This window comes from Treponema sp., assembly GCF_052169735.1.
GTDB lineage: Bacteria > Spirochaetota > Spirochaetia > Treponematales > Treponemataceae > Treponema.
This window is the reverse complement of the sequence record NZ_JBQNBW010000025.1, coordinates 1-22,682: the sequence shown is the minus strand read 5'-3', so window position 1 is coordinate 22,682 and position 22,682 is coordinate 1. Positions and strand designations below refer to the sequence as shown.

Here is a 22,682-nt window from a genome sequence, read left to right as displayed (position 1 = left end):
AACGCGGATTGTGAATCAGTTTTTAAGAAGTTTTCTTTAAATTTAGTTGCGAACATATCTAGTGTACCATAAATCATATCGGGCGCTCAATTCCCATCGCTACAGCAAGTTGATGCAGGAACCATACGGCTTCTTGAATTGATAGCCGTGATTATGTTATAAAAGAAAACATAGAAGGGCTGCATTCAGAATAAACAAGGCAAAGTGCCGTAGTATTATCCCTTCGGCACGAATAAATTGTGCATCAGCTTTTCAAAAATAAAAAATATCCCTTTGAGCGGATTCCTTTAGCCGAAACCGCATCGGCGATATATAACACTATAAATATGAATAAGATACGCACACGGTACATCACATTGTGAAGCGGTTAAACGAATTACAGCATGGAGGCATCAACATGGCTAAAACAAAATCGGAAATAAATCAAGTTACAAATATTACCGACACAGATGAAAAACTTAAAGCGCTGGAAGCAGCACGGCTGCAAATTGAAAAAGAGTTTGGAAAAGGCTCTCTGATGAAGCTGGGATCAAAGACTGAAACGAGCGGTATCGAGGTAATTCCCTCAGGCAGTATTTTACTTGATGAAGCACTTGGTATCGGCGGATATCCGCGCGGACGGATTATTGAAATCTTCGGGCCGGAGTCTTCAGGAAAAACCACGCTTGCACTGCACGTTGTTGCCGAAGCGCAAAAAAGAGGCGGAATCGCCGCCTTCGTGGATGCTGAACATGCACTCGACCCTCAGTATGCGCAAAAACTCGGTGTGAATATTGATGAGCTCTGGGTAGCACAGCCCGATGCAGGAGAGCAAGCCCTCGAAATAACCGAAAACCTGGTGCGTTCCGGCGCTGTAGATGTTATCGTTGTAGACTCGGTAGCGGCTCTGACACCGCAGGCAGAAATCGATGGAGAAATGGGTGATTCACACATGGGCTTGCAGGCACGGCTTATGAGTCAAGCGCTGCGCAAGCTGACAGCTATTATCTCCCGCTCAAAATGTATTTTGATCTTTATCAATCAGATCCGTATGAAAATTGGAGTCTCATACGGAAATCCTGAAACAACAACCGGCGGCAATGCGCTGAAATTTTATGCATCGGTACGGGTCGAAGTCCGTAAAGGTGAGGTACTCGGTAAAGATGAGGATGAAGCATGGGGAAACAAGGTGCGGATTAAGGTAGTAAAGAACAAGGTTGCCCCGCCGTTCCGGAAAGTAGAGCTTGAAATCCTCTTTGGGAAAGGTATATCCCCCTACGGCAGCCTCCTTGACTGTGCAGTTAAGTATGAACTGATTGATAAAAAAGGCGCATGGTACTCATATAAGGAAGATAAGATAGGGCAAGGACACGATAATGCGGTAAAATTTTTAGAAAATAATCCGGAAATTGCGATCGACCTTGAAAAAACACTCCGCGCCCAGCTTTTCCCGAATCAAAAATATGTATCGAGTTTTGCTGTGAATGAACAAGCAGCCGGAACGGATAGCACACAGCAATCCGGTACGGGACAGGCAGGCAAGACCGCCGGCTCAGGAAAATCGGCAGCTTCCTCAAAAAATGCCGAAGATACGGCTGCCGGTAAATCATCAGTTTCGCTAAAAAACACTGAAACAGCAGATACAGAGATAAAAGCAGAAGATACTTCTACCAAAGGAAAAAAATCCATGCTGGAAAAAGCCTCTCTTGCTGCCGAAAAAGCTCAAACACTGGATGCCGCTCCGGCACACAAACCTAAACCGAGTACCGGTTTTGATGGCGATAACGAATTATTTTAGTTATTTGAGCTATGCTTTTCTAACCCCCTGATCTTCAAGTCCGGCAAGCATAACCGCAAGAGGGGTCTTGCTTACCGGATCACAATAATCAGGGTGCAATTCCAGCAATGGTATCAGTGCAAACGCACGCCGGTACACAGCCGGGTGCGGTATGGTAAGCGGCGGTTCTTGGAGAGAAACCTGCTGCTGTCCAAAAAAAAGAATATCAATATCAAGGGTGCGGGGCCCTTTCGGAATTTCACCTGCCCTATTCCGCCCATAGTCAGCCTCAATATGTTGGACAGCAGCAAGGAGATCAGCGGGCGTGCCTGTATAACCGCCGGATACTACCATATTATAAAAATCGTCTTGATCAAAATAATCCTGCGGCTTGGTAATATACAGAGAAGAAGCACGCAATCCCGTTAGCACAGCGGATAGCCGCTCCACCGCCGCAGCAAGTATCGCTTTTGAATCTCCCCGATTTGAACCGAGTCCCAATATAATTGTTTCCATACTGCTACGTCCGCGCTATTTTCAGCATACCGATACTCAGCAGCGTAAAAATGAAAAATGGCAGTGATGCACCCGCCAGCGGAGAAATATATTCCCACTTCGCAAACAGCATGGTCATCATTTCCGTTACATAATAGAGGGTTGCAAGAGACAAACTGAACAGAAGGCTCATCAGTAGGATATTCTTTTTAAAGCGCCCGCCCACCGAAACCGAAAAAAAGAGCACGATAAAGATCGTAAACGGGAATGAAAACCTCCGGTAATATTGTGAAAGATATTCATGATAGGGAGCCCCTATTTTTTTAAGATTATCAATAAAAACTTTCGCCTGTGCCGTTGTCATTTCGTCGATTGAGGTGATATTCCGTTGAAATGTTTCAGGCGGTTCGGTAAAAAGCCTATCATCAATGCTATCTTCATACAGTACCTCAGCCCCGCCGACAAAAGTATATACCGCCTTATCGGTCAGCTCCCAATAATCATTGCGCCACCGCGCCGTAGCCGCCTTCACCACCCGGATAATTTCTCCCTCTTCTGTCCGCATCACGATCAGGACATTATTCAGCTCTTTTTGACTGTCATCATAATAATCTGCAAAATACACGATTGTTCCGGACTCCGAAAGAATCACCAGATCACTGCTGTTTAAATCCTGCTGAGGCTCCAAAAGCGCATTGACGAGCGCAATCTTCTGGCGCTGAAAATGAATCAGAATATGATCTTCAAAATAGAACATACCGATTGACAACAAAAAACCGGATATAACCAGCGGGGTAACCAGTACGGCAAGCGGCATCCCGGAAGCAAAGATGGAGGTGAGTTCATTCTTTGCATACATATTGCCCATGGTATACGAACCGGCAAACAAAACGGCAAGCGGTGTTGCAAACGAAACACACTTTGGCAAATAGAGGTACATTACCCGCAGCAGTGTCAAAAAACCTACTTGATTTTGCAAATATTGCGCAAGGTTGGTAAAAAGATCTCCTAATTCAAGCAGTAAAATAAAAAAAAGCAGCGCAACAATAAAAACGGGAAAAAAGAGACGCAATAAATATCGTTGTAACATTTTCATTTGAATAACTTTTTCCCTAATAGAACAACAGAAGCTGCAAACAGCATCATATTCGGCAGCCACATCGCAGCAGTACCGTCCCAATCAAGCCGCAAGCACAAGGTTTGCCCGCCCATAAATAACGCCCAATAAGCAACCGCAATTAAAAGCCCTAAAATAAACCCTACACTTTGGTTATGCACCTTTCCGGCACTGCTGATAGCAAATGCCAGCAAGACAAAAAAGAAAGCGCCGAAAGGTATTGAAAATTTTTTATGCAGTTCCATCTGATAAATATTGAGTATGCGTTTATCCTCATTTTGTTCCCGTTTTTCTTTTACGTCTTTATACAGATCAAACGAAGACATTTCAGAGGGACCAATCGTATTAAAATACGATGATTTGATACTCTTTGCCAGTACATTATAGATTACCGCTTCCCCGCTCACCGTATCGTACTTTTTACGGTCTGAAGCATTTAGAATCAACAAGCGTGGATTGTTCATATTGAGCGACATAACAATAGCAGGATCATCAGATTTATCTATGTTTGCAACATGGGTACCTAATACGCGGGATGCCTGTTCGGCATTTTTATCTACAATCAGTAAATTATGAATTTTCCCGTCTTTGATCAGCCCTGATACGACAACAGCATTGTGATTACGTTTTATCGAATAAGATTCGAGTTCCAATGCAGGAGTCGAAGTTGCAATGTCCCAGTACACCCGTCTAAAATTTACCGCACTGGCAGGCAGCAGCACATCATTGGTAAAAAAAGATATGATCGAAATAAACACACCAACCAGCAGTACCGGCAGCATTAAAAACCGGGTAGAAATACCCAAGGCATTCATCGAAAGAAATTCCAAATCGCTGACAAACCTGCCTATTCCCATGAGGGTTCCCACTAAGGCGGCAAAGGGGGCTGCATTAGCGATAACCGCAGGCAGGGAATACAGCATCAGTAATCCGACATCTTTAAACGGAGCCTGTTTAGATAAAATATCCTCTGCCAACAGTAAAATATTATTGACAAAGAAAATGAAGAAGAAAAATAAAAAGCACACAAAAAAATACAGAAGCATTTCTTTTGCGATATACAAAAAGAGTAATTTTTGTCTCATCCCAATCACTTTCTTCTTCCGGTTAGCAGACAGCCGTACAAGCTGTACTCCTAGGCAATACCGGTAGAGCCGTAGCCGCCTATACCGCGTCCCGTTTCCGACAGGCTATCAACTGCGGTAAAGCAAGCCTGTACAACCGGAGCAATGACCGCCTGAGCAATTCTATCCCCATGCCTGACGGTAAAGGGTTCAGTCCCCAGGTTTATTAAAAGGACACACAGCTCCCCGCGGTAATCAGAGTCAACCGTACCGGGGGTATTGAGCACTGTAACACCGTGCTTTAATGCGAGTCCCGACCGCGGACGCACCTGCAGCTCGAAACCTACGGGCAGTTCTACAGAAAGCCCGGTGGGAATAAGCTGCCGTGCCATCGGTTCAAGCGTTACCGGCTCAGATAAATACGCGCGCACATCAGCTCCGGCGGAACCCGCTGTTTGGTATTCAGGCAGCGAGGCCCCGCCTTTGAGAACAAAGCGCACCCGTATACTTCCATCAGTAATTGTTACCGGGCGCTGTTCCATTACTGTGCGCTTTTTCCAGCTTCCCGCTCTTCGCAAGCATCAATATACGAAAGATTGAGGCGGCCCAGCTTGTCTATCTCTAAAAGCTTTACCGGAACACGCTGTCCTTCTTTTAAAACATCGCTCACTTTTTCAATTCTGCTGCGGGACAGCTTGGAAATATGGCAAAGACCTTCTTTACCGGGCAGAATTTCGATAAAGGCACCAAAATCTTTAATACACTTTACCGTTCCTTCATAGATTCTTCCCACTTCAGGATCTTCAACAATACCGGTAACGGCAGCCTTAGCTCCCAGTGCGGATGACGAATCCCGTCCGTAAATAGTAACCGTACCATCGTTTTCAGTATTGATGGTAACATGGTACTGCTCGGATAATGCTTTGATTATTTTTCCGCCCGGCCCGATAAGCGCTCCGATTTTATCAACGGGAATTTTCAGCGTTTCAATACGCGGGGCATACTTAGATACCTGCTCGGAAGGCTTGGAAATGGTTTGATTCATAATACCGAGAATGTGCATTCTGCCTTTCTTTGCCTGTTCGAGCGCTTTCTTCATAATTTCAGCAGAAACGCCGGCAATTTTAATATCCATCTGGAACCCGGTAATACCGTCTTCCGTACCGGCTACCTTAAAGTCCATGTCACCGAGATGGTCTTCTTCGCCCAAAATATCGGAGAGTACAGCAAAGCGATCGCCATCCGTAATCAATCCCATCGCGATACCGGCAACCGGTTTTTTCATCGGTACACCGGCATGGAGCAGTGATAGCGTTCCGCCGCAGACTGTTGCCATGGATGAAGACCCATTGGACTCCAGAATTTCAGAAACCACGCGGATGGTATAGGGGAAGGCATCACGGGAAGGTATCATCGGCAGCAGTGAACGGTGCGCAAGGTGTCCGTGTCCGATTTCCCGCCGTCCGGTTCCAAGCCGTCCAACTTCACCTACCGAGAAGGGCGGGAAGTTATAGTGCAGAATAAAGTTTTCGCGGCGGTCACCTTCAATATCATCGTATACCTGTTCATCAAATACCGTACCGAGCGTAACAACTGCCAGGGATTGGGTTTCACCGCGTGTAAAGACGGCAGAACCGTGCGGGCGGGGCAGCGCACCTATTTCGCAGGTAATCTGGCGGATATCTTCCAGCCCGCGTCCGTCAACCCGCAAGCCTTTCTCCAAGATATTCTCACGTAAAATATGATATTCCATATCATCAAAGAGGGCAGCAAACAGTTTCGCCTGTGTCTCATCGGTAAGCTGTTCTGCATATTCCTTTGCTAATGCTTTTCTGATTGCATCGCAGGCTTCGCGGCGCTCAACCTTTCCCTTTGTATACAGCGCTTTTGACAATTCAGGATATGCCTTTGCATAAATTGCATCTTTATTTGCAAGGGTTGCGGACATTGATGTCAGTGGGAGCTTTTCTTTTCCGCAGAGAGCACGAAGCTCATTTTGCAAGGCACATATCGCTTTAATAAATTCATGCGCCTTTTCCAAAGCGGTCAGCATTACTTCTTCAGAGACTTCATGAGCGCCGCCTTCAACCATGGTAATACCTTCGGCTGTACCGGCAACCACAATCTCCATATCAGCCTTTTCAATTTGGCTGAACGTAGGGTTAATAATATACTCACCATTGATATATGCGACACGAGCTCCGGCTACCGGTCCGTTGAAGGGAATATCTGAAATAACAACCGCCGCTGAGCTGGCAATAACGGCTAAAATATCCGGCGGATTAACCATATCGGAAGAAATACAGGTGGGAACAATTTGAATTTCCCGCCCAAAGGCTTTTTCAAATAAGGGACGCATCGGGCGGTCAATGAGACGCGACACTAATATCTCCTTATCCTTAGGACGCCCTTCGCGTTTGATAAAACCGCCGGGAATTTTTCCTGCGGCATAATATTTTTCGTTATAATCGACGGTTACCGGCACATAATCCAGTCCTTCTACCGATGTAGAAGATGCACAAACCGTTGCCAACACTGCTGTTCCGCCGAACTGTGCATAAATAGCGCCATTCGCTTGTTTTGCAAGATGTCCTGTTTCTAAAATTAACTCTTCCTTTCCAATCTTATACGTTACTCTTTGTTTCATACTATTTTCCTTTTATCTATATTTCCTTCTATATAAAGAAGGGTATTGCTGAAAACAAGCGTTTCCGCGTCTGTACAGCCGCATACCCTTCCAGTAAAGCTCGTCCAGAACCTTACTGCCTGGAACAGGCTACTTTGAAATGCGATATTCTAACTCATGCTATTTGTACGATTTAGAACTCGTCTATATGCTCGGCAATGCAGTTATCGAACATATCCAGTCTTTATAAAAAACGGCTACCCACCTATTGTCAGGGAGGTAACCGCTGCTGCCCCGTATACTCAAGTGACTAAGACACCCTCTACAAGCAAAGCCGCTCTGTGAAAGAGCCTTTTCCGGACATCACTAAAAATCTGCATTTTTAGCGGTACCCTTTTTTTGTGCATTGAGTACGGCTCCGTATTATTTACGCAAGTTCAACTCTTTGATAAGAGAACGATAGCCTTCGAGGTTCGTACGCTTATAGTATTTTAAAAAGCGTCGGCGCTGTCCTACCAATACCAATAAACCACGCTGACTGCTCTTATCCTTTTTATTGATTTTGCAGTGTTCGGTAAGCTGGCGGATTCTATCCGTCATCAAAGCAATTTGTACTCTGGTATTGCCCGTATCTTTTTCGTTTGCACCGAATTTTGCTACAACCGATGCAGTGTGTTCTTTTGTAAGTGCCATGTCTTACTCCTTCGCTATAAATTCCAATTTGTGTATCACTGTTTCTGCGGAAAAGGGATGTGCTTCCGTATCCGGATCGGAAATATTGAGCATAGCCGCTGTGATTATTACCTGCACAGGAATACCAGCTCCCGTTTGCATATACGCACGGGCTTTATACCGCCCCTCCTTAGGAAGAATTTGTGCTATATCGTGCTTTCCGATGGAACACTCCGTACCATCTATCCGCTGAACGATTTTTGCGACATCTAAAAAAAAAGGATACCCTAAAAGGTCTTTTGCAAGGGTGAAATCAGCCTGTTCTACAGCCTGCCGTATTGCACTTGAACTAATACGCTCGTGGCGGGCAGAAACAAGTTGTTCGATGGAATCAAAACAAAAGCCCTTTTCCTTGGCGAGAAGCCGCAGCTCCCCTACCCCTGTATCATGGCGATACCCGCACGTAAAATCACTGCCGACGGCAAGGTATTTTATGCAGATAGTTTTCATTAGTATGTCAAAAAATACAGCGCCTTTCATTTTAGCAAAATCAACAGAAAAGTCAATCAGTACCGTAAAGCTAAATCCTTGCTCGGCAAATTTTTGCAGCCGCATATCAAGCGTAGAAACATCACCTGAATAAGCACTTCCGTCTTTAACTGAACGCGGAGAGCGGAAAAAGGTGATAATACCTGCGGGGATAGTATACCGCTGTGCCGCTTGTAAAACTTTGGATAAAATCAACTCGTGCCCGCGATGAGGCCCATCAAAACCGCCGATTGAAACAGCAGCCCCCTCAGGGTACAAACTTTTCCCTTTTATTACATCATCCCAATAGATAATCTTCATCACTCCAACCTATCAAGGTAAACGCATCAGATTCTTTGTAATATACGCCTCACGAATCAATTTACGCATCTGATTCATTTACCCTGCGCCTGTTAAATATTATTTGATAATGAAACCGGTTACTATTTTTTGTAATAAGTCCTGCAGGAAAGCTCTAAAAACGGAAGTTTTTAGAGGTTCTCAATACAATATTCTTCCGTAAATGATTGATCAAGAATTTAGTTTCTCCACTTCCAGTACGGTTAAACCGGTAACTTGCACAATCTTTTGTACGGAATCGCCTAATTGCTTTAATATTCGTGCTGTTTCGAGCGCTTTTTGGTACGAACCTTCAGCAAGGCCAAGTGATTTACCTTCAGCACGCCCCTGTACGATACCTGCTTTCCACCCATCATTCCGTGCATCTCGCTCAATCGTGTTTACCAGCATATACTCCCTCCTCAACTCTTCATTTGCTTTTACCTCTTTTATCCTCTGCTCTAGCTTTTGGATAAACTCGTCGTTATCACTCACCTTCCCGTTCATGTACTCTAAGAATACTTTTAACTTCTCATTTTTCTCATGCACCGCTGCTTGACTGTTGATAATGATCTTCGTTATCCCATCGTCCAATTCTATCCGGCTATCCTCGTTGCATATCGTTTTAAACGTATACACTGATAACGATCTCTCAAGAGGTTAGGGAAGGAAAGACACTTTTTCGGATAAAAGATTTCTTTCCTTCCCTAGAACCCATCCTATCTTCAAAAGAACCGCTTAGGGTTCCACCCTAAGAACCCGCCTTAGTTCCAATGTTTGGTTCTTAAAAAGGATGAACAGTTAGGCTTTTTGCTCAACTGAGTTTCAATACCGCCACGGATGGCGGTTGCTTTAAGCAGCAGCGATGTTTTGCCAAATGGCAAAACTCGTGTTTTCCGATAGACACGGATGTCTATCGGAAAACGACATTTCAACGTCATAAATTCGCCCCTTACAGTCTTTTGCCCATACATCAAACCGCACTCCTTTGGCTCGTCCTGCATCATCTATCGTCTTTTGCAACTCTATATCGGTTATTGTTTCTACCTTGCCCTGTAAAACACGGTTTAAAAGGGTTTTACAAATATCAGGGTCTTCCATTACACGGTAGAACATATAATCATCCGCTATGGTTAACTCGTCAAAATCTTTTTCCATATCTTCATTATAGCAAAAAAAGAGACGGGCGCAACCTGTTTTATCAGGGATTTGGTATGACCGAAAACAAGAGAAAAACACTGCTTGCTGAATATTATCATGAAGAGGACTTTGCCGTTCAATATTTTTATACTGCGGAATCCCTGATGCCGCTCTTATTCTGCGGGTAGCATGAACATTACACTGCCTTGTACAATATTCATGTCAGGTTTTTCTCACCTAAAAACTTGCTGCTAATTAGCATCACCGCCATCCGTGGCAGATATGATAAAACGACCTGTGCATTTACCCCATCCGTCTTATCACCCCTGATTAAACACCGTTTGATAATGGAACCGGCTGCCTTTTTTCGTGATCAGCCCTGCACAGCTGTCCTGATAAAATACAGCGATGGTTCCGCCGTCCGACAATGGCTCAGCACTGGAAAACCACCGGCTCCGTATCGGTTGCCCTGCGAGAAAGGCAGGATAAAACGCTTCATACAGTACCGCTGTCTGAAAATGCATATTCCGGGCAAGACTAGCAGAGAGCGGCAGTGCAGCCTGTTTTAACTCTTCCGGTGTAACCGAATCGATCACCGATTGCTCCGCAGATACACCCGCTCCATCCTGCCCAGTCCTTCTATCATGGACAGATTTCGGAGCCGTACCGATTGAATCGGCATCTGCCAAATTCGCCGCAGCACTTCCGAAAGGAGGCAACGCTGAAAAGCCGGCTGCCTGTTCAAGTGTAAAAGGTCCGACTGCTATTCTGCGAAGTGCATACACAAAGGAGGCTGAACCGCAGAGATGCGCAATATCCCGCACCAGTGAGCGGATATAGGTTCCCTTAGAGCAATGAACACGCAATACGGCGCCGGAGACCTTCTTTCCCGCATAAATTCCGCCATCAGCTCCATCAATATAGTTTCCCACACTGGAAGCAGTATGATTTCCGGCACCGGAAAAGGTACTCCCAGCAGTATATTCACTGCCGTCTTCAAAAAAGATTTTTTCTATAGCGCTGCTATATACCCGTACCGTACGCGGAGCAGCTGTTACCGTTTCTCCGCGCCGCATCTTATCTGAAAGCCGCTCGCCGTTCTGTTTGACCGCTGAATACACAGGAGGAATTTGCTGTAAAGTACCGGTAAGCACTGCTACAGCCCTCACAAAATCGGCATAGACCGGCAGCGGTCGTTCAGCAATAACCGAACCTTCGGGATCAAGCGTATCGGTTTCTTTCCCAAAATAGAACAGAGCACGGTAGGTTTTATCAAAATCAGTGACATATGGTACTAATTTGGTTAATTTTCCTGAAAGAAGGACAAGCAGCCCGTCTGCGAAACTGTCAAGCGTACCGGTATGCCCGACTTTCTTTGTGCCGAAGGCTTTTTTTACCTGCCACAAAGAAGAAAAACTCGTCATACCGGACGGCTTTGCAAACGGAATGATAAATTGAGGGTCAGTCTTGGGCATTGTTCCCGGAATCAGCACTTTTTTCTAAGGCTTCAAGTTTTTTTACCATATTGAAGCCTTCTTCAATGCTTTCATCATAGATAAAGGTAAACTGCGGGCACTGATGGATATGCAGTTTTTTTGCCAGACTTGTGCGGATAAATCCCGCCGCATTTTCTAGTCCCCTTACCCCCTGCTTGGTCTTATGAATGTCCATAAAACTGGAAACATAGACTTTTGCATACGCGAGATCTCCAGATACCTCTACCCGATTAATGGATAAAAAATTTGTGACTCGCGGATCCTTGATCTTACCCGAAAAAATGAGCTGCGAAATTTCCTCGCGGATTTGCTCCGCGAGTTTATCTAATCGAAATTCACTCATTCAGCTGTTTCTCCAGTATGAGCTTCAGGTGCCTCGTATGGCTGTGAATCAGAGAGCTTTCTAGCAACTTCAACCGTTTCGATAATTTCAAGCTGATCGCCGACCTTTACATCATTAAAGTTTTCAAGTGCGATACCGCATTCATACCCGGCTGCCACTTCTTTCACATCATCTTTAAATCTGCGTAAGGACGCGAGCTTACCGGAGAACACCACAATGCCATCACGGATAAGGTGAACAGTACTACTGCGTTTTACACAGCCTTCAAGCACGTAAGAACCGGCAATATTACCGATCTTCGGTACTTTGATGACATTCCGTATCTCAGCCATACCGATAACATTTTCCTTAATGTCGGGACTGAGCATTCCTTCCATAGCTTGCTGAATTTCTTCAACAGCCTTGTAAATAACATTGTACTTGCGGATATCGACCTTTTCCTGCTCAGCTAACACCTTTGCCTGCGGAGTGGGCCGTACGTTAAAGCCGATGATAATCGCATTGGAATCCGCTGCGGCAAGCATAACATCGGAGTCGTTAATAGCACCGGCAGAGGCGTGGATAACATTCAAGCGTATTTCCCGCGTAGAAAGTTTTTCAAGCGACTGCTTTAAGGCTTCCACCGAACCTTGTACGTCGCCTTTGATAATTACTTTCAGCTCAAGTACTTCGCCATCCGTAATAGTCTCGTAAAGGTTATCTAGCGTTACCTTCTTTACATTCCGCGCAGTTTCAAAGCGCTTCAGCTCCTGCCGCTTTAGCGAAATTTGCCGCGCCATACGCTCAGAATCGGTAACTTGGAAGGGATCTCCGGCATTCGGCATACCTTCCAGACCCAATATTTCTACCGGCATACTCGGTGTTGCTTCGTCGATTTTCTCGCCCTTATCATTGAAAATTGCCCGGACACGTCCCGAATACACACCAGCCACATAGGGATCGCCAGTGCGGAGCGTACCGCGCTGCACAATAATAGTTGCAACGATACCACGTCCATGATCAATCTTTGACTCAACGACTTTTCCTTCCGCCCTGCATTCGTAATTTGCAGTAAGTTCAAGCACTTCTGCCTGCAGCAAGATGGCATCGAGTAAATCATCGATACCTTTTTTCTGCAATGCTGAAATAGGCACGTAAATAGTATCGCCGCCCCATTCCTCGGCAACAAGACCTAATTCACCAAGCCGGGTTTTAATTTTATCAGGGTTTGCTTCCGGTTTATCAATTTTGTTGATAGCAACAATGATCGGAACCTTTGCATCCTTGGCATGGTTGAGCGCTTCAATAGTTTGCGGCATAACACCGTCATCGGCAGCGACGACCAATACAACGATATCGGTAACCTCAGCCCCTCGTGCACGCATCATAGTAAAGGCTTCGTGTCCCGGCGTATCAAGGAATGTGATATTGCCCTTGGGGGTTGAAACCATATACGCACCGATATGCTGAGTAATACCGCCAAATTCGTGAGCAACAACATTGGTGCTGCGGATGGCATCGAGGGTCTTTGTTTTACCGTGATCAACGTGTCCCATGATGGTAACAACCGGCGGGCGGATTATCAGCTCTGCGTTTTCATCGCTGGCTGTTTCTATGATGGTTTCATCGTAGAGACTTACCCGTTTGACCTCACAGCCGTACTCTGAGGCAAGAATTTCTGCGGTATCAGCATCGATGGATTGATTCATCGTTACCATCATCCCCATTCCCATCAACTTGCCGATCAGCTCCGATGCCTTCAAATTCATCTTGCGGGCAAGTTCCGATACGGAAATAGATTCCATCATTTCGATGCTCTTAGGCACAGCGCTTATCTTTTCTTTTGCCTTCTTCTTTTGCTGTAAGAGCTTTTCTTCAAAAAAATCGTTTTCTTGATCTTTGCGGGAATAAGTTTTTTTGCCTTTAAATGCTTTTTTATTGGTTTGCTGCTTATTTGTTTCGAGCGGCATCGGAGCAGTCATCGGTCTTCCGCCGGACATTCCCCGATTCTGCCCGCCCCCGGCAAATCCTTGTCTATTAAATCCGCCGGTACGCTGCCGATCCTGTGAATAGCCGCCCGATTTACCGCGATTTCCGCTTTGATCAGTACGCCCTGCCGACTGCGGAGCACGCCCATCAGTACGGGGCTGTGTACCGCCGAAACCAGGGCGCCGCCGATTACCTTGACTCGAAAAACGGTTGGTAGGCTTGGAACCGCCGGCAAGATTACCGGCACGCCTATCAGGACGCTTACTGCTGATATCTAATGACCGGACTTGATTCTTATTATCTTGCTTATCCTGCGGCTTATCAGTCTGACCTGAAGATGCCGGCTGTTGAATATGCTGTTCGAGCGTATCTTTTTTGATTGGTCTCTCACGGTTCCGATCAGAACGTTCAACGCGCTCGGTTCCATGCCGCTGCGAGCGGCGCACATCGCCGGCTTGTGCATATCCGCCGGAACCTTTTGCATCCGGCGGCTGCACAGGCAGTTCCTGTATTTTTTTAGGCTGAACGGAAGGCTCTGAGGATGCTGAAGCCGCAAGCGGCAGCTTCTTTGAGATTCCGGCAGATGTACCGGCAGTTTGATCGGCATGAGCACCATCATTGCCCGCATGAGTTGCACGCAGCGCTACAGGTTTTAACTTTTTGCGTCTTACAACCGTCCGCACTGTTTTCGGTTCCACAGGCTGCGGCGTTTGAGGCTGTGCAGCGGGCATTCCCGCCGATTCAGGCTTTGCCTTTTTGAGAATAACTTTCTGTTCCTGAGTATTTTCGATACCTTCCGCCATACGACTCCTATTCTTCGTCCTCGTATTCAAAACTTAAACCGACACCGCAGTTAGGACAGACTGTCATGTCGATCGTAATAGGTGCTCCGCATTCGGGACACTCATACAATTCTTCTTCAGCATCATCATCCGATGCAGCATATTCTTCTGTTTCAGTTTGACTTTGACCGGTAACTTGCCCGCTTTCATCAATTATTTCAAATGTTTCACGAATCAATGCCTGCAGGGCATACGCTTTTTCCTCTGTCATACCGGGTACGGCACAGAGTTCATCATTCGAAAGATCGATTACTTGCTCAACGGCATCAATATTCTGCTCATGCAGCAAAGCCACAGTATCAGCATCAACACCTTCGACATCTTTTAAAAGAACAGTGTCATCGCTGAAAAGTTCTTCCGCAGCTTTACGACTTTCCGCATGCACATCCATCTCGCGGAATTGTTTCTCGGTCTTAACATCAATACTCCAGTCCACCAGCCGATTTGCCAAGCGCACGTTTAATCCCTGCTTACCGATTGCAATTGACAACTGACTTTCAGCAACAACTGCCAAAGCGGTACGCTTTTCTTCATCAAGAATGATAACATTTAACACCTCTGCAGGAGAAAGCGCATTGGCAATAAATACCGCGGGGTTAGCCGAGTATTCCAGCACATCTATTTTTTCACCTTCAAGCTCCGTAATTACAGTTTGAATGCGTCCGCCCTTGGGACCGACACAGGCACCGACAGGGTCAACATCATCCCGATGCGAGATAACAGCAATTTTTGTCCGGTACCCAGGCTCACGGACTATCTTATATAATTCTACAATATTATCATAAATTTCCGGAACCTCAAGCTCCAGTAAGCGGCGTACAAAATCAGGATCGGTACGGGAAAGAATGAGCTGTACTACATTAGACTGTTGATGCTTTTTTACTTCTTTTATAAGAGCCTTAATTCTATCATTTTGATGATATACTTCCTGCGGAAGCTGAAATTTCTTGGGCAGCAAGCCTTCAACCTTACCGAGGTCAACATAAATATTATCATTTCTCTTCCGTTGATAATATCCAATGATAATTTCGCCCTCTTTTGCTTTATATTCTGAATAAATACTATCTTTTTGAATCTCCCGGGTTGATTGATGAACACGCTGCACACCAGCTTGAATGGGACCCCGCTTAAAATCCTTAGGATCCAACTCAAAAAGCAGCTCATCCCCGATTTCACAATCAGGAGCAAGCTTTACTGCCTCATCTATATCAACTTCAAGCACAGGATTGACAACATCATCAACAATTTTCTTACGAGCATAGATATTAACAGCCTCATCCCCAATCGTAACAACCGCATTAACATCGGTTTTAAAGGTTGTTTTATATGCAGCTTTTAATGTTTGTTCAACAATCTTAAATGCCAGATCCTCATCCAGATCTTTTTCTTGTGCGAATTTGCGGACGTCTTCATTTTTTACCCCAGCCATCAACGACTCCTTAAATCTTATTCAATTTCGCTTTTTTAATATCCCTATATGGGATATTTTTTTCCCCGCCGGAGGTCTTCATACTGATTTTTGCGGAATCCGCTGCAATCAATTCACCCTCAAGCCAATCAGAACAGGAAACTTCCATCACCTTTATTGTTTCACCCACAAAAGCTTGAAATTCCGCTGCATTTTTTATTACTCTATTCAGTCCCGGCGAACTCACTTCCATTTGAATATCCTGAGAGTTCAGCAAAACCTCGGCACGGGCTAAAAGCGCCCGGTGCACTTTTGAACAATCATCAATACCAACACCATTTTTACTATATATAACAGCCTTGATCAGCCGCTGCGTTTTTTGACGGATTACTTGTAAATCCACCAGCTTGTACCCCAGACCGGTAACCAGTTGCTCATAGTCAGCAAAGTGCGGAACTGTTTCGTTTTGTACATATTCCATTGTGAAAGCTCCCGTTAATCAGCACAGCGGCTGCGCACACTGCGGCATTGTCCTTGTAAGGCAGCAGGACACAGTCCTTCAGACATCTTTTGAAAACAGCATACTTTGAAAAGCCCCTATTTTCTTCCGTCCCTGCGGGTGCTCATAACAAACAGTCCGTACAAATAAAAAAAGAGCCGTTTGAACGACTCCTGCATGACTTAAAGGATAATAATGTTCTTTGTCAATAGTAACACAAAGAAAAAGTTTATGCAAGCTATCCGTTTCAGTATTACAGGGCATTTTATTTTACAACTTACCCCAGATTTAACATGATGCAATGCGAGGGCTTGACAAGAACACCATTATTAGATACGATATGGTGTTCTTTGGGACTATAGCTCAGCTGGATAGAGCGTCAGATTCCGGATCTGAAGGCCGACGGTTCGAACCCGCCTAGTCTCATACCTTACAACCTTCCTTATGGTCTCTTCCATAGAGCCGTGTAATCCGTGCAAGCTCATCTCCTGTTTCTTGTAACTGCTTAAATTGTTCATCAGTAAGCATAAACTCCCAGTTTCCGTCAGCACGCCCCGGTACATTGATTCGAGATTCCTCGCCTAAAAAGAGTATATCCTGAGCCTGGTAAATAACCGTATCTGCGCATGACGCTGCCATTGCTTTGGCAAGCTGCATTTGAATCGGTGATGCCGAATCATGTTCCGCAATATTGAGGTAGTCACAGCAATAGGCTCTTTCTGCTGGGGTCCGTTTGGAGAGCCATTCAGCAAATGGTTCATTGTCATGTATACCGAAATACACAACTGTAGCGGCATCGTAATGGTGCGGTGTATGTTCATTAGCATGAAAGGGATTCAGCCCCTGCTGTAAAATGCGCATACTCGGATAACCGAAGCTGCGGCGGAGATCGAATACTTCCTTCGTTATATAGCCGAGGTCTTCCGCAATAATCCGGAGTTGAGGTAAGCGGTGCTGCAACAGTGAAAAGAGCTGCTGCCCTCCGGCTGGCTGCCATGATCCTGTACGAGCGCTTGCCCCAAATGGAATCCGCCAAAAACTTTCGTAGCCGCGGAAATGATCCAAACGGAGTACGTCAAAAAAATCTGCTTGCCGTGCAAAGCGCTTGAGCATCCACTCAAACCCGGTTTTTTCAAGATATGCCCAATCATACACCGGTGTACCCCATACCTGCCCCTCGTCTTCCGGTATGTCAAAATCGGCAGGAGGGCAGCCTCCTACAAACGCGAGTAAGCCGCCGGAGCTGAGACAAAAAACCTCAGGATGCGCCCATACATCAGCACTATCATGCGCGCAATAAATAGGAATATCGCCGATGATCCGTATACCGGCGCTTGCCGCATAGGCTTTGAGCATATCCCACTGTGCTTGAAGGAGATATTGCACAAAGACCGTAAAATGAAAGGATTCCTGCAAATCTTTACGTGCCGCGCTCAACGCATCCGCTTTTCTGTCCCGGATATCTTCTTGCCATTGGTACCACGGTATATCTTTGAACCGCCCCCGGACGGCTGAAAAGAGTGCATAATCTTCCAGCCAATCTGCCTGCTCTGTTATAAACTGATCTAAAAGTGCACGGTTCCGGGCTTCCGCAGTAAAGCGCCGGTATGCTTTTGCAAGCAGTTCCAGCCGTTCCCGGTAGAGCTTCCCATAATCAATACGGCAGCCCCCGGCGGCAGCGGTTGTGCCGTCTGTTGCCATACCGGTACCGTCAACCGTATCAGCAGTATGCAGCTCAGCCGCCGTTAAAAGACCGGTTTGATAGAGCTGTTCCAAATCGATACAATACGGATTCCCTGCAAAGGATGACATACTGGAATACGGAGAATTCCCATACCCGGTCGGCCCAAGCGGCAGCAGCTGCCAATAGGTTTGCCGGGCTTTTTTGAGGAAATCAATAAACTGATATGCAGCTGCTCCCATAGAACCAATACCTGATGCGGACGGCAGCGAAAAAAGCGGCAGCAAAATACCGCTTGCCCTGTTGGTGTGCAGCTCTTTGTAATCGTAACGAGGATCAATCATTTATTCACCAAATTTTTTAAAGTAGTTTTGAATAAAAATAATCGGCGTACCTTTATCGCCGCTGCCGGATGTAAGATCACAGAGTGAACCGATGAGATCGGTAAGCTGCCGGGGTGTTGTACCTTCTGCTTCTCCCTGATCAATGAGAGAGCTTTGTGCATTTTTCTTATGTTCATCGATATAGCGCACCATTGCCTCATACTGTGCTTCTGCAGACAGATGTTTAAAATTATTGTCAGCAAGGTATTTCAGTTTTACCTCATGCGGTGTGCCTGCCAGCCCTTTTGTAAAACCGGGCGACACGACGGGATCTGCAAGTTCCCAAATTTTTCCTACCGGGTCTTTAAATGCCCCGTCCCCGTACACAAGCACTTCAACCGTTTTACCGGTTTTTTCTTTCAGCATTACCTGCATTTTTTCTACCAAAGCCTGACAGTCATTGGGAAAGAGCTTGACGGAAGACTCCGTTGCTTTATTAGAACCGAGTAACCCGTAGCAGCTATTATATCCGCTGCCGTCTACCGATTCGGTGAGAATTTCATCAAGACCGTATACACAGACTGCGCCATGGTCTTTTAAGCTCTGTTTTGTGTGTTCACGGGTATGAATATCACAGGCAAGAACATATTTTGTTATGTTCAGCGCTGCACAGGGGTCATTTGCCAGTAAGATTGAAGAATGCTGGTTGTACTTTTTTATGATCGACTGATAATAGGCAATATAATCTATTCCGGTAAAGGGATGCTTATAAGAACCGAAGTGTTGAATAAATGAATCAGCGGTAAAAGAGTCCGTCCAGGGATTCACCGCTTCGGCTTTACCGGCATTGGGATCCATTAAACGGTTTCCTACTTCATCAGCCGGGTAGCTCAATACGATGGTTAACTGATTACCGGCTTTTGCAATCCCTTCTAAGCAGATTGCAAAGCGGTTTCGGCTTAAAATAGGAAATATCAGCGCAATATGTTCGTTTCCAAACTTTTTCCGTATATCGGCTGCAATCTGATCTACAGTCGCATAATTCCCTTGCGCACGTGCTACAACGGATTCGGTAACGGCAAGAATATCCCGGTCTTGAATAGCAAAACCTTCAGATGCAGCGGCAGATAAAAGGGTCTCGACAGCAATCGCTGCGATGTCATCACCTGCATGGACAATAGGGGCTATAAGTCCGCGTGAAATTGTTCCGACTTTTTGAGGCATAGAGTATCTCCTCTCTCATTTCTTGGGATTCAAATAGATATCATGTTTATGTCATTTTAAATTGAGCGGCGGCTGTTTCAGCTTTTTCCTTGCTTGGGTAGAGTTCTACAGAAGAACGCTGCAGCCAGCCTCCGTTCAGATGTATCCATAATTCACTCTGAGTTTTTTTTGAAACAAATTCGGTGCCTAATACCTCGTAGATTTCTCCCCTTCGGGCGTGATTGACAATGATTCCCTGTAGACCGGGGCTGTCTTTCAGTGAAATATAGGTTTCAGTGATAACAGCAAACCGGTCAGCATCGTTGAGCGCCGAATCGGTTGGCAGAGATACCGTATCTAAGCCGGTATTGCGTGTACAGGCTGAAATACCGGCTGCCAAAATCAGAAGAGCTGCCCAGAGGATAGAAATACGGTGTTTTGATATACGCTTATGCACGGTTAAACTTGATAAAAATCCCGCAATGCAGGAATAAACAAGGCATCAGACGGCACAACCGGAAGGTTTTGCAGTTCGTCAAGCGAAAACCATTGCAGCTCGGAATGAACGGAGGAAACACAGGTCTGTGATTCGCTTATCATCACCTCATACGCAAAAAGATCAAAGTCCCGGCGCTCGTTTTTAAAGTGCCTTTGCGCAATAAAACGCCCCACAGAGACCTTCACTGCAAGTTCTTCCTCATACTCACGGATGAGCGTCTGTTCATGGGTTTCCCCTGCTTCGCATTTACCGCCGGGGAATTCCCACAATCCCCCGACATCACCGCCGGGTTCCCGCCTGCCTAGTAAGAACCGGTTATCCTTGCGGACAATACCTACAACAGATTGCTTCATCGTTTATAAAAAGAGAACCTGAGAAAACAACAGGTGAATGATACCTGCTGCCAAGCAAAAGTACCCGATAAGATGCTCAAATTCAGTAATGGCGCTCAAAAACGGCGGCAGTGTCAGCTCATTTCCCGATTCCGTAGTCCAGTGCTGAAAGAAAACCGTACAGCCTGCTAAGCCTGCAAGCGCGGGGATAATATCGCCGATAATCGGGAGGCTTCCTGCTACAGGACTCAGCAGCTTGAATACTGCGGCGATACCTGAAAAGATAACGAGTACCAGTAGAAATGTCGGCTCATGCAAAAACGGATACTTGATACTAAATTCTTCTTTGTCCTTTGCCGAACACACTAAAATGAAACCCATAATCAGGTTTGTGGTAACAGACAGGTAGTAGAACGGTAACATAACACCCCCCATACGTTAAAAGCATACCAATACGCTGCTCCTGCAAGCTCTGGCTTAGTACAAGCGCTGATGGACATCTCTAAAAAACTAAAGTTTTTAACTCAAGTTTTTAGAGGTTTGCTGATACATTACTCATTACTTGCTGCTGCAGTAATCGGCTTTTCTTACAGTACTATATTTTTAAAAGAAAAGCAATTATCAGTTTGTATGATAACCGTGCGGAAGCTGAATCCAGCCATTTTACAGATAGTATCTCTAAAAAGGCGGTTATATTTTTAACGATACCCGCACATAGTCCGGCGTTTTATGAGGGGTTGTTGATTAAAAGAGGAAAAGCGATGCTACTGTAGCAATGTTATATTCTGTATATTGTACTGTTGAAATTGCCATGCTCGTTTTGGGCTTGATATGTTTTATTGCCTTGTATTTTATCCCGGCAGGGTATGGAAAGCTAATCAATAAAAAATGGGGCTTTAGTTTTAACAATAAAGCTGCATGGATGCTGATGGAGTGTCCAACTCTTATCGTTATGATTTCTTTACTGTCCGTACTCGACTATGCACACAAACCGGTACGGATAGCGCTTGTGTCTTTTTTCCTTGCGCACTACATTCAGCGCACACTGATATTCCCGATACTGCTCAAGGGAACCAGTAAAAGGCATTCACTCTTTTTTTGAGGTTGTGCGTAACCCAAAAGACCGGAGCATTATTTGTATTCAGCAGCGGCATAATTGCAAAACGCTGCACAAGACGCGGAAACGGTTTTCCTAATTAAAATACCACAAATTTTTTTCAAGCTGTGAAAAAAATGCTTCAAACCCTTCATGCTGGAAATCCAGATAGCTGTTTAAAATATGAGAATCGGCAAACCACATACAATGGAAGTTTCGGCTTGCATTCCATTCGGGGCGGAAAATTTCCTCGGCGTCCGCCCCATCATTTTAAAACCGCGGTCAAGTGTTTCAAAACCGGTAACACGGGCATCTTTTCCATTGCCAATATTGTATACCTTTCTCCAAAAATCCGGCTTGAGTGTTCCGTTAGTATCTTTTTCGACCAGATTTTTCAAAAGCAGCCCGGAGGTACGTGCCGTTGCCCATTCTATCGGCGTATTCCAGCACGTATGAAACATCAGCCCGTCATTCATGTTATGGAAGAGCACTTCGTCATATAAGATACCGCTTTGCCGGAGCGAAACCCAGCATAAAGGCGATTCAATAACTGCGCGCTCAGCCTTTACTTTGCTTGCCGCGTACATATCGAATACACTCGGCAGGAGCGGATCGCCGACTCGTCCCCACGGGTGTTTGAAGGTTCTATTACCGTACTCCGCAACAGTGCCTATGTAAACGAATTTCGTCTTTTCAGTTTGCCCGCTTTCTACCACAGCATTCAATAGATTTTGAGTTCCGAGCCAATTGGTACGGAATGCTTCATCATGATTATGGTCGGCAGCAGGAGGGATAATCGCTGCACAGTGAAGCACATAATCTGCATCCTTTACACCGGCAAGGCAGTCTTTGAAGTTTTGTATATCGCCGAACAACACTTCAATATTTTTGTTTTTCTCAAGCTTTTTCGCCAGCTTTATATTCGCTTTTTTATGCCTTAACAGAACACGGCACCGGAATGTTCCCGTCTGAGCAATTTGTTTTAATGCTTCGGATCCCATTGTTCCGGACACACCGGTAATAAAAACAATTTTCATATTCTCTCCTGTTATGCTGTATACATTAGAGCCTCTTCTAAAACTAGCTCAGCCTTTAGAAGGTGCCGAGAAATGTCTCAAGAGTTGGTTCCTTTTTCGACATCCCACAAGTTTAAAATAAAGTCTTTATAACAGTAATGACTGTAAAAACTGCTACGGATGGCGGTGCGGGATTTAGCTTTGTATTATAGCAGTTCTACTTTCCAGTCTCTAATCGT

21 protein-coding genes, 1 tRNA gene and 1 pseudogene are annotated in these 22,682 nt (G+C 45.4%); 3 read left to right on the top strand and 20 right to left on the bottom strand.

Features of this window, described 5'->3' with window-relative positions; genetic code table 11:
* Nucleotides 1–397 precede the first annotated feature (397 nt).
* Nucleotides 398–1,777 carry a recombinase RecA gene (recA, locus tag ACTTJ8_RS05740; RefSeq protein WP_442720584.1) on the top strand — a complete coding sequence of 460 codons (1,380 nt, stop codon included), beginning with the start codon at nt 398–400 and terminating at the stop codon, nt 1,775–1,777.
* A 9-nt stretch (nt 1,778–1,786) separates the two neighbouring features.
* Here recA and folK read toward each other — a convergent pair whose 3' ends face one another.
* From folK to rimP, 14 genes are all read right to left on the bottom strand, one after another.
* Nucleotides 1,787–2,272, bottom strand: a complete 486-nt coding sequence (folK, locus tag ACTTJ8_RS05735; protein WP_442718614.1) for a 2-amino-4-hydroxy-6-hydroxymethyldihydropteridine diphosphokinase — start codon at nt 2,270–2,272, stop codon at nt 1,787–1,789.
* A gap of 4 nt (nt 2,273–2,276) precedes the next feature.
* Nucleotides 2,277–3,347 carry an LptF/LptG family permease gene (locus ACTTJ8_RS05730; protein WP_442715964.1) on the bottom strand — a complete coding sequence of 357 codons (1,071 nt, stop codon included), beginning with the start codon at nt 3,345–3,347 and terminating at the stop codon, nt 2,277–2,279.
* Nucleotides 3,344–4,453, bottom strand: coding sequence for an LptF/LptG family permease (locus tag ACTTJ8_RS05725; protein ID WP_442715965.1), 1,110 nt, complete (start codon nt 4,451–4,453; stop codon nt 3,344–3,346). The genes ACTTJ8_RS05730 and ACTTJ8_RS05725 overlap by 4 nt, the downstream gene beginning before the upstream one ends.
* A gap of 50 nt (nt 4,454–4,503) precedes the next feature.
* Nucleotides 4,504–4,974, bottom strand: coding sequence for a dUTP diphosphatase (dut, locus tag ACTTJ8_RS05720; protein ID WP_442718615.1), 471 nt, complete (start codon nt 4,972–4,974; stop codon nt 4,504–4,506).
* A complete protein-coding gene (pnp, locus tag ACTTJ8_RS05715; protein WP_442720583.1) occupies nt 4,974–7,079 on the bottom strand; it encodes a polyribonucleotide nucleotidyltransferase in 2,106 nt (701 codons plus the stop codon). The genes dut and pnp overlap by 1 nt, the downstream gene beginning before the upstream one ends.
* Before the next feature lie 402 nt (nt 7,080–7,481).
* Nucleotides 7,482–7,751, bottom strand: coding sequence for a 30S ribosomal protein S15 (rpsO, locus tag ACTTJ8_RS05710; protein WP_442715968.1), 270 nt, complete (start codon nt 7,749–7,751; stop codon nt 7,482–7,484).
* 3 nt (nt 7,752–7,754) lie between these two features.
* The gene (locus ACTTJ8_RS05705) at nt 7,755–8,579 is read right to left on the bottom strand and encodes an FAD synthetase family protein (protein ID WP_442715969.1); all 825 of its coding nucleotides are present in this window, start codon (nt 8,577–8,579) and stop codon (nt 7,755–7,757) included.
* Nucleotides 8,580–8,789: 210 nt separating this feature from the next.
* Nucleotides 8,790–9,191: a hypothetical protein gene (locus ACTTJ8_RS05700; protein WP_442715970.1), complete on the bottom strand. Its 402-nt coding sequence runs from the start codon at nt 9,189–9,191 to the stop codon at nt 8,790–8,792.
* 258 nt (nt 9,192–9,449) lie between these two features.
* Nucleotides 9,450–9,755, bottom strand: coding sequence for a PD-(D/E)XK nuclease family transposase (locus ACTTJ8_RS05695; RefSeq protein ID WP_442715971.1), 306 nt, complete (start codon nt 9,753–9,755; stop codon nt 9,450–9,452).
* Nucleotides 9,756–10,057: 302 nt separating this feature from the next.
* Nucleotides 10,058–11,212: a tRNA pseudouridine(55) synthase TruB gene (gene truB, locus ACTTJ8_RS05690; protein WP_442720582.1), complete on the bottom strand. Its 1,155-nt coding sequence runs from the start codon at nt 11,210–11,212 to the stop codon at nt 10,058–10,060.
* Entirely contained in the window at nt 11,199–11,576 is a 378-nt protein-coding gene (gene rbfA, locus ACTTJ8_RS05685) for a 30S ribosome-binding factor RbfA (RefSeq protein ID WP_442720581.1), read from the bottom strand. The genes truB and rbfA overlap by 14 nt, the downstream gene beginning before the upstream one ends.
* Nucleotides 11,573–14,347, bottom strand: a complete 2,775-nt coding sequence (gene infB, locus ACTTJ8_RS05680) for a translation initiation factor IF-2 (RefSeq protein WP_442720580.1) — start codon at nt 14,345–14,347, stop codon at nt 11,573–11,575. Before infB ends, rbfA begins: the two co-directional genes overlap by 4 nt.
* 7 nt (nt 14,348–14,354) lie before the next feature.
* Nucleotides 14,355–15,815, bottom strand: coding sequence for a transcription termination factor NusA (gene nusA / locus ACTTJ8_RS05675; protein ID WP_442720579.1), 1,461 nt, complete (start codon nt 15,813–15,815; stop codon nt 14,355–14,357).
* A 10-nt stretch (nt 15,816–15,825) separates the two neighbouring features.
* Nucleotides 15,826–16,275, bottom strand: a complete 450-nt coding sequence (gene rimP, locus ACTTJ8_RS05670; RefSeq protein WP_442718621.1) for a ribosome maturation factor RimP — start codon at nt 16,273–16,275, stop codon at nt 15,826–15,828.
* A 370-nt stretch (nt 16,276–16,645) separates the two neighbouring features.
* Here rimP and ACTTJ8_RS05665 point away from each other — a divergent pair.
* Nucleotides 16,646–16,719 (top strand) — tRNA-Arg (locus ACTTJ8_RS05665).
* Here the strand turns inward: ACTTJ8_RS05665 and malQ are convergent.
* The 5 genes from malQ to ACTTJ8_RS05640 are packed head-to-tail and all read right to left on the bottom strand — an operon-like array spanning nt 16,717 to nt 20,766.
* Nucleotides 16,717–18,318, bottom strand: a complete 1,602-nt coding sequence (gene malQ / locus ACTTJ8_RS05660) for a 4-alpha-glucanotransferase (protein WP_442720578.1) — start codon at nt 18,316–18,318, stop codon at nt 16,717–16,719. The genes ACTTJ8_RS05665 and malQ overlap by 3 nt on opposite strands.
* Complete coding sequence (locus tag ACTTJ8_RS05655; protein ID WP_442720577.1) at nt 18,319–19,521, bottom strand: coenzyme F420-0:L-glutamate ligase; 1,203 nt, start codon at nt 19,519–19,521, stop codon at nt 18,319–18,321.
* A gap of 46 nt (nt 19,522–19,567) precedes the next feature.
* Nucleotides 19,568–19,957, bottom strand: a complete 390-nt coding sequence (locus ACTTJ8_RS05650; RefSeq protein WP_442715979.1) for a hypothetical protein — start codon at nt 19,955–19,957, stop codon at nt 19,568–19,570.
* A 2-nt stretch (nt 19,958–19,959) separates the two neighbouring features.
* Nucleotides 19,960–20,352 carry a (deoxy)nucleoside triphosphate pyrophosphohydrolase gene (locus ACTTJ8_RS05645; RefSeq protein WP_442720576.1) on the bottom strand — a complete coding sequence of 131 codons (393 nt, stop codon included), beginning with the start codon at nt 20,350–20,352 and terminating at the stop codon, nt 19,960–19,962.
* Between the two features lie 3 nt (nt 20,353–20,355).
* A complete protein-coding gene (locus tag ACTTJ8_RS05640) occupies nt 20,356–20,766 on the bottom strand; it encodes a hypothetical protein (protein ID WP_442718622.1) in 411 nt (136 codons plus the stop codon).
* Between the two features lie 340 nt (nt 20,767–21,106).
* Here ACTTJ8_RS05640 and ACTTJ8_RS05635 point away from each other — a divergent pair.
* Nucleotides 21,107–21,412 (top strand): annotated as a pseudogene (locus ACTTJ8_RS05635) (phosphatidylethanolamine N-methyltransferase family domain-containing protein); the annotation flags it as partial.
* 191 nt (nt 21,413–21,603) lie between these two features.
* Here the strand turns inward: ACTTJ8_RS05635 and ACTTJ8_RS05630 are convergent.
* Nucleotides 21,604–22,464: an NAD-dependent epimerase/dehydratase family protein gene (locus ACTTJ8_RS05630; RefSeq protein ID WP_442720575.1), complete on the bottom strand. Its 861-nt coding sequence runs from the start codon at nt 22,462–22,464 to the stop codon at nt 21,604–21,606.
* Nucleotides 22,465–22,682: the final 218 nt, after the last annotated feature.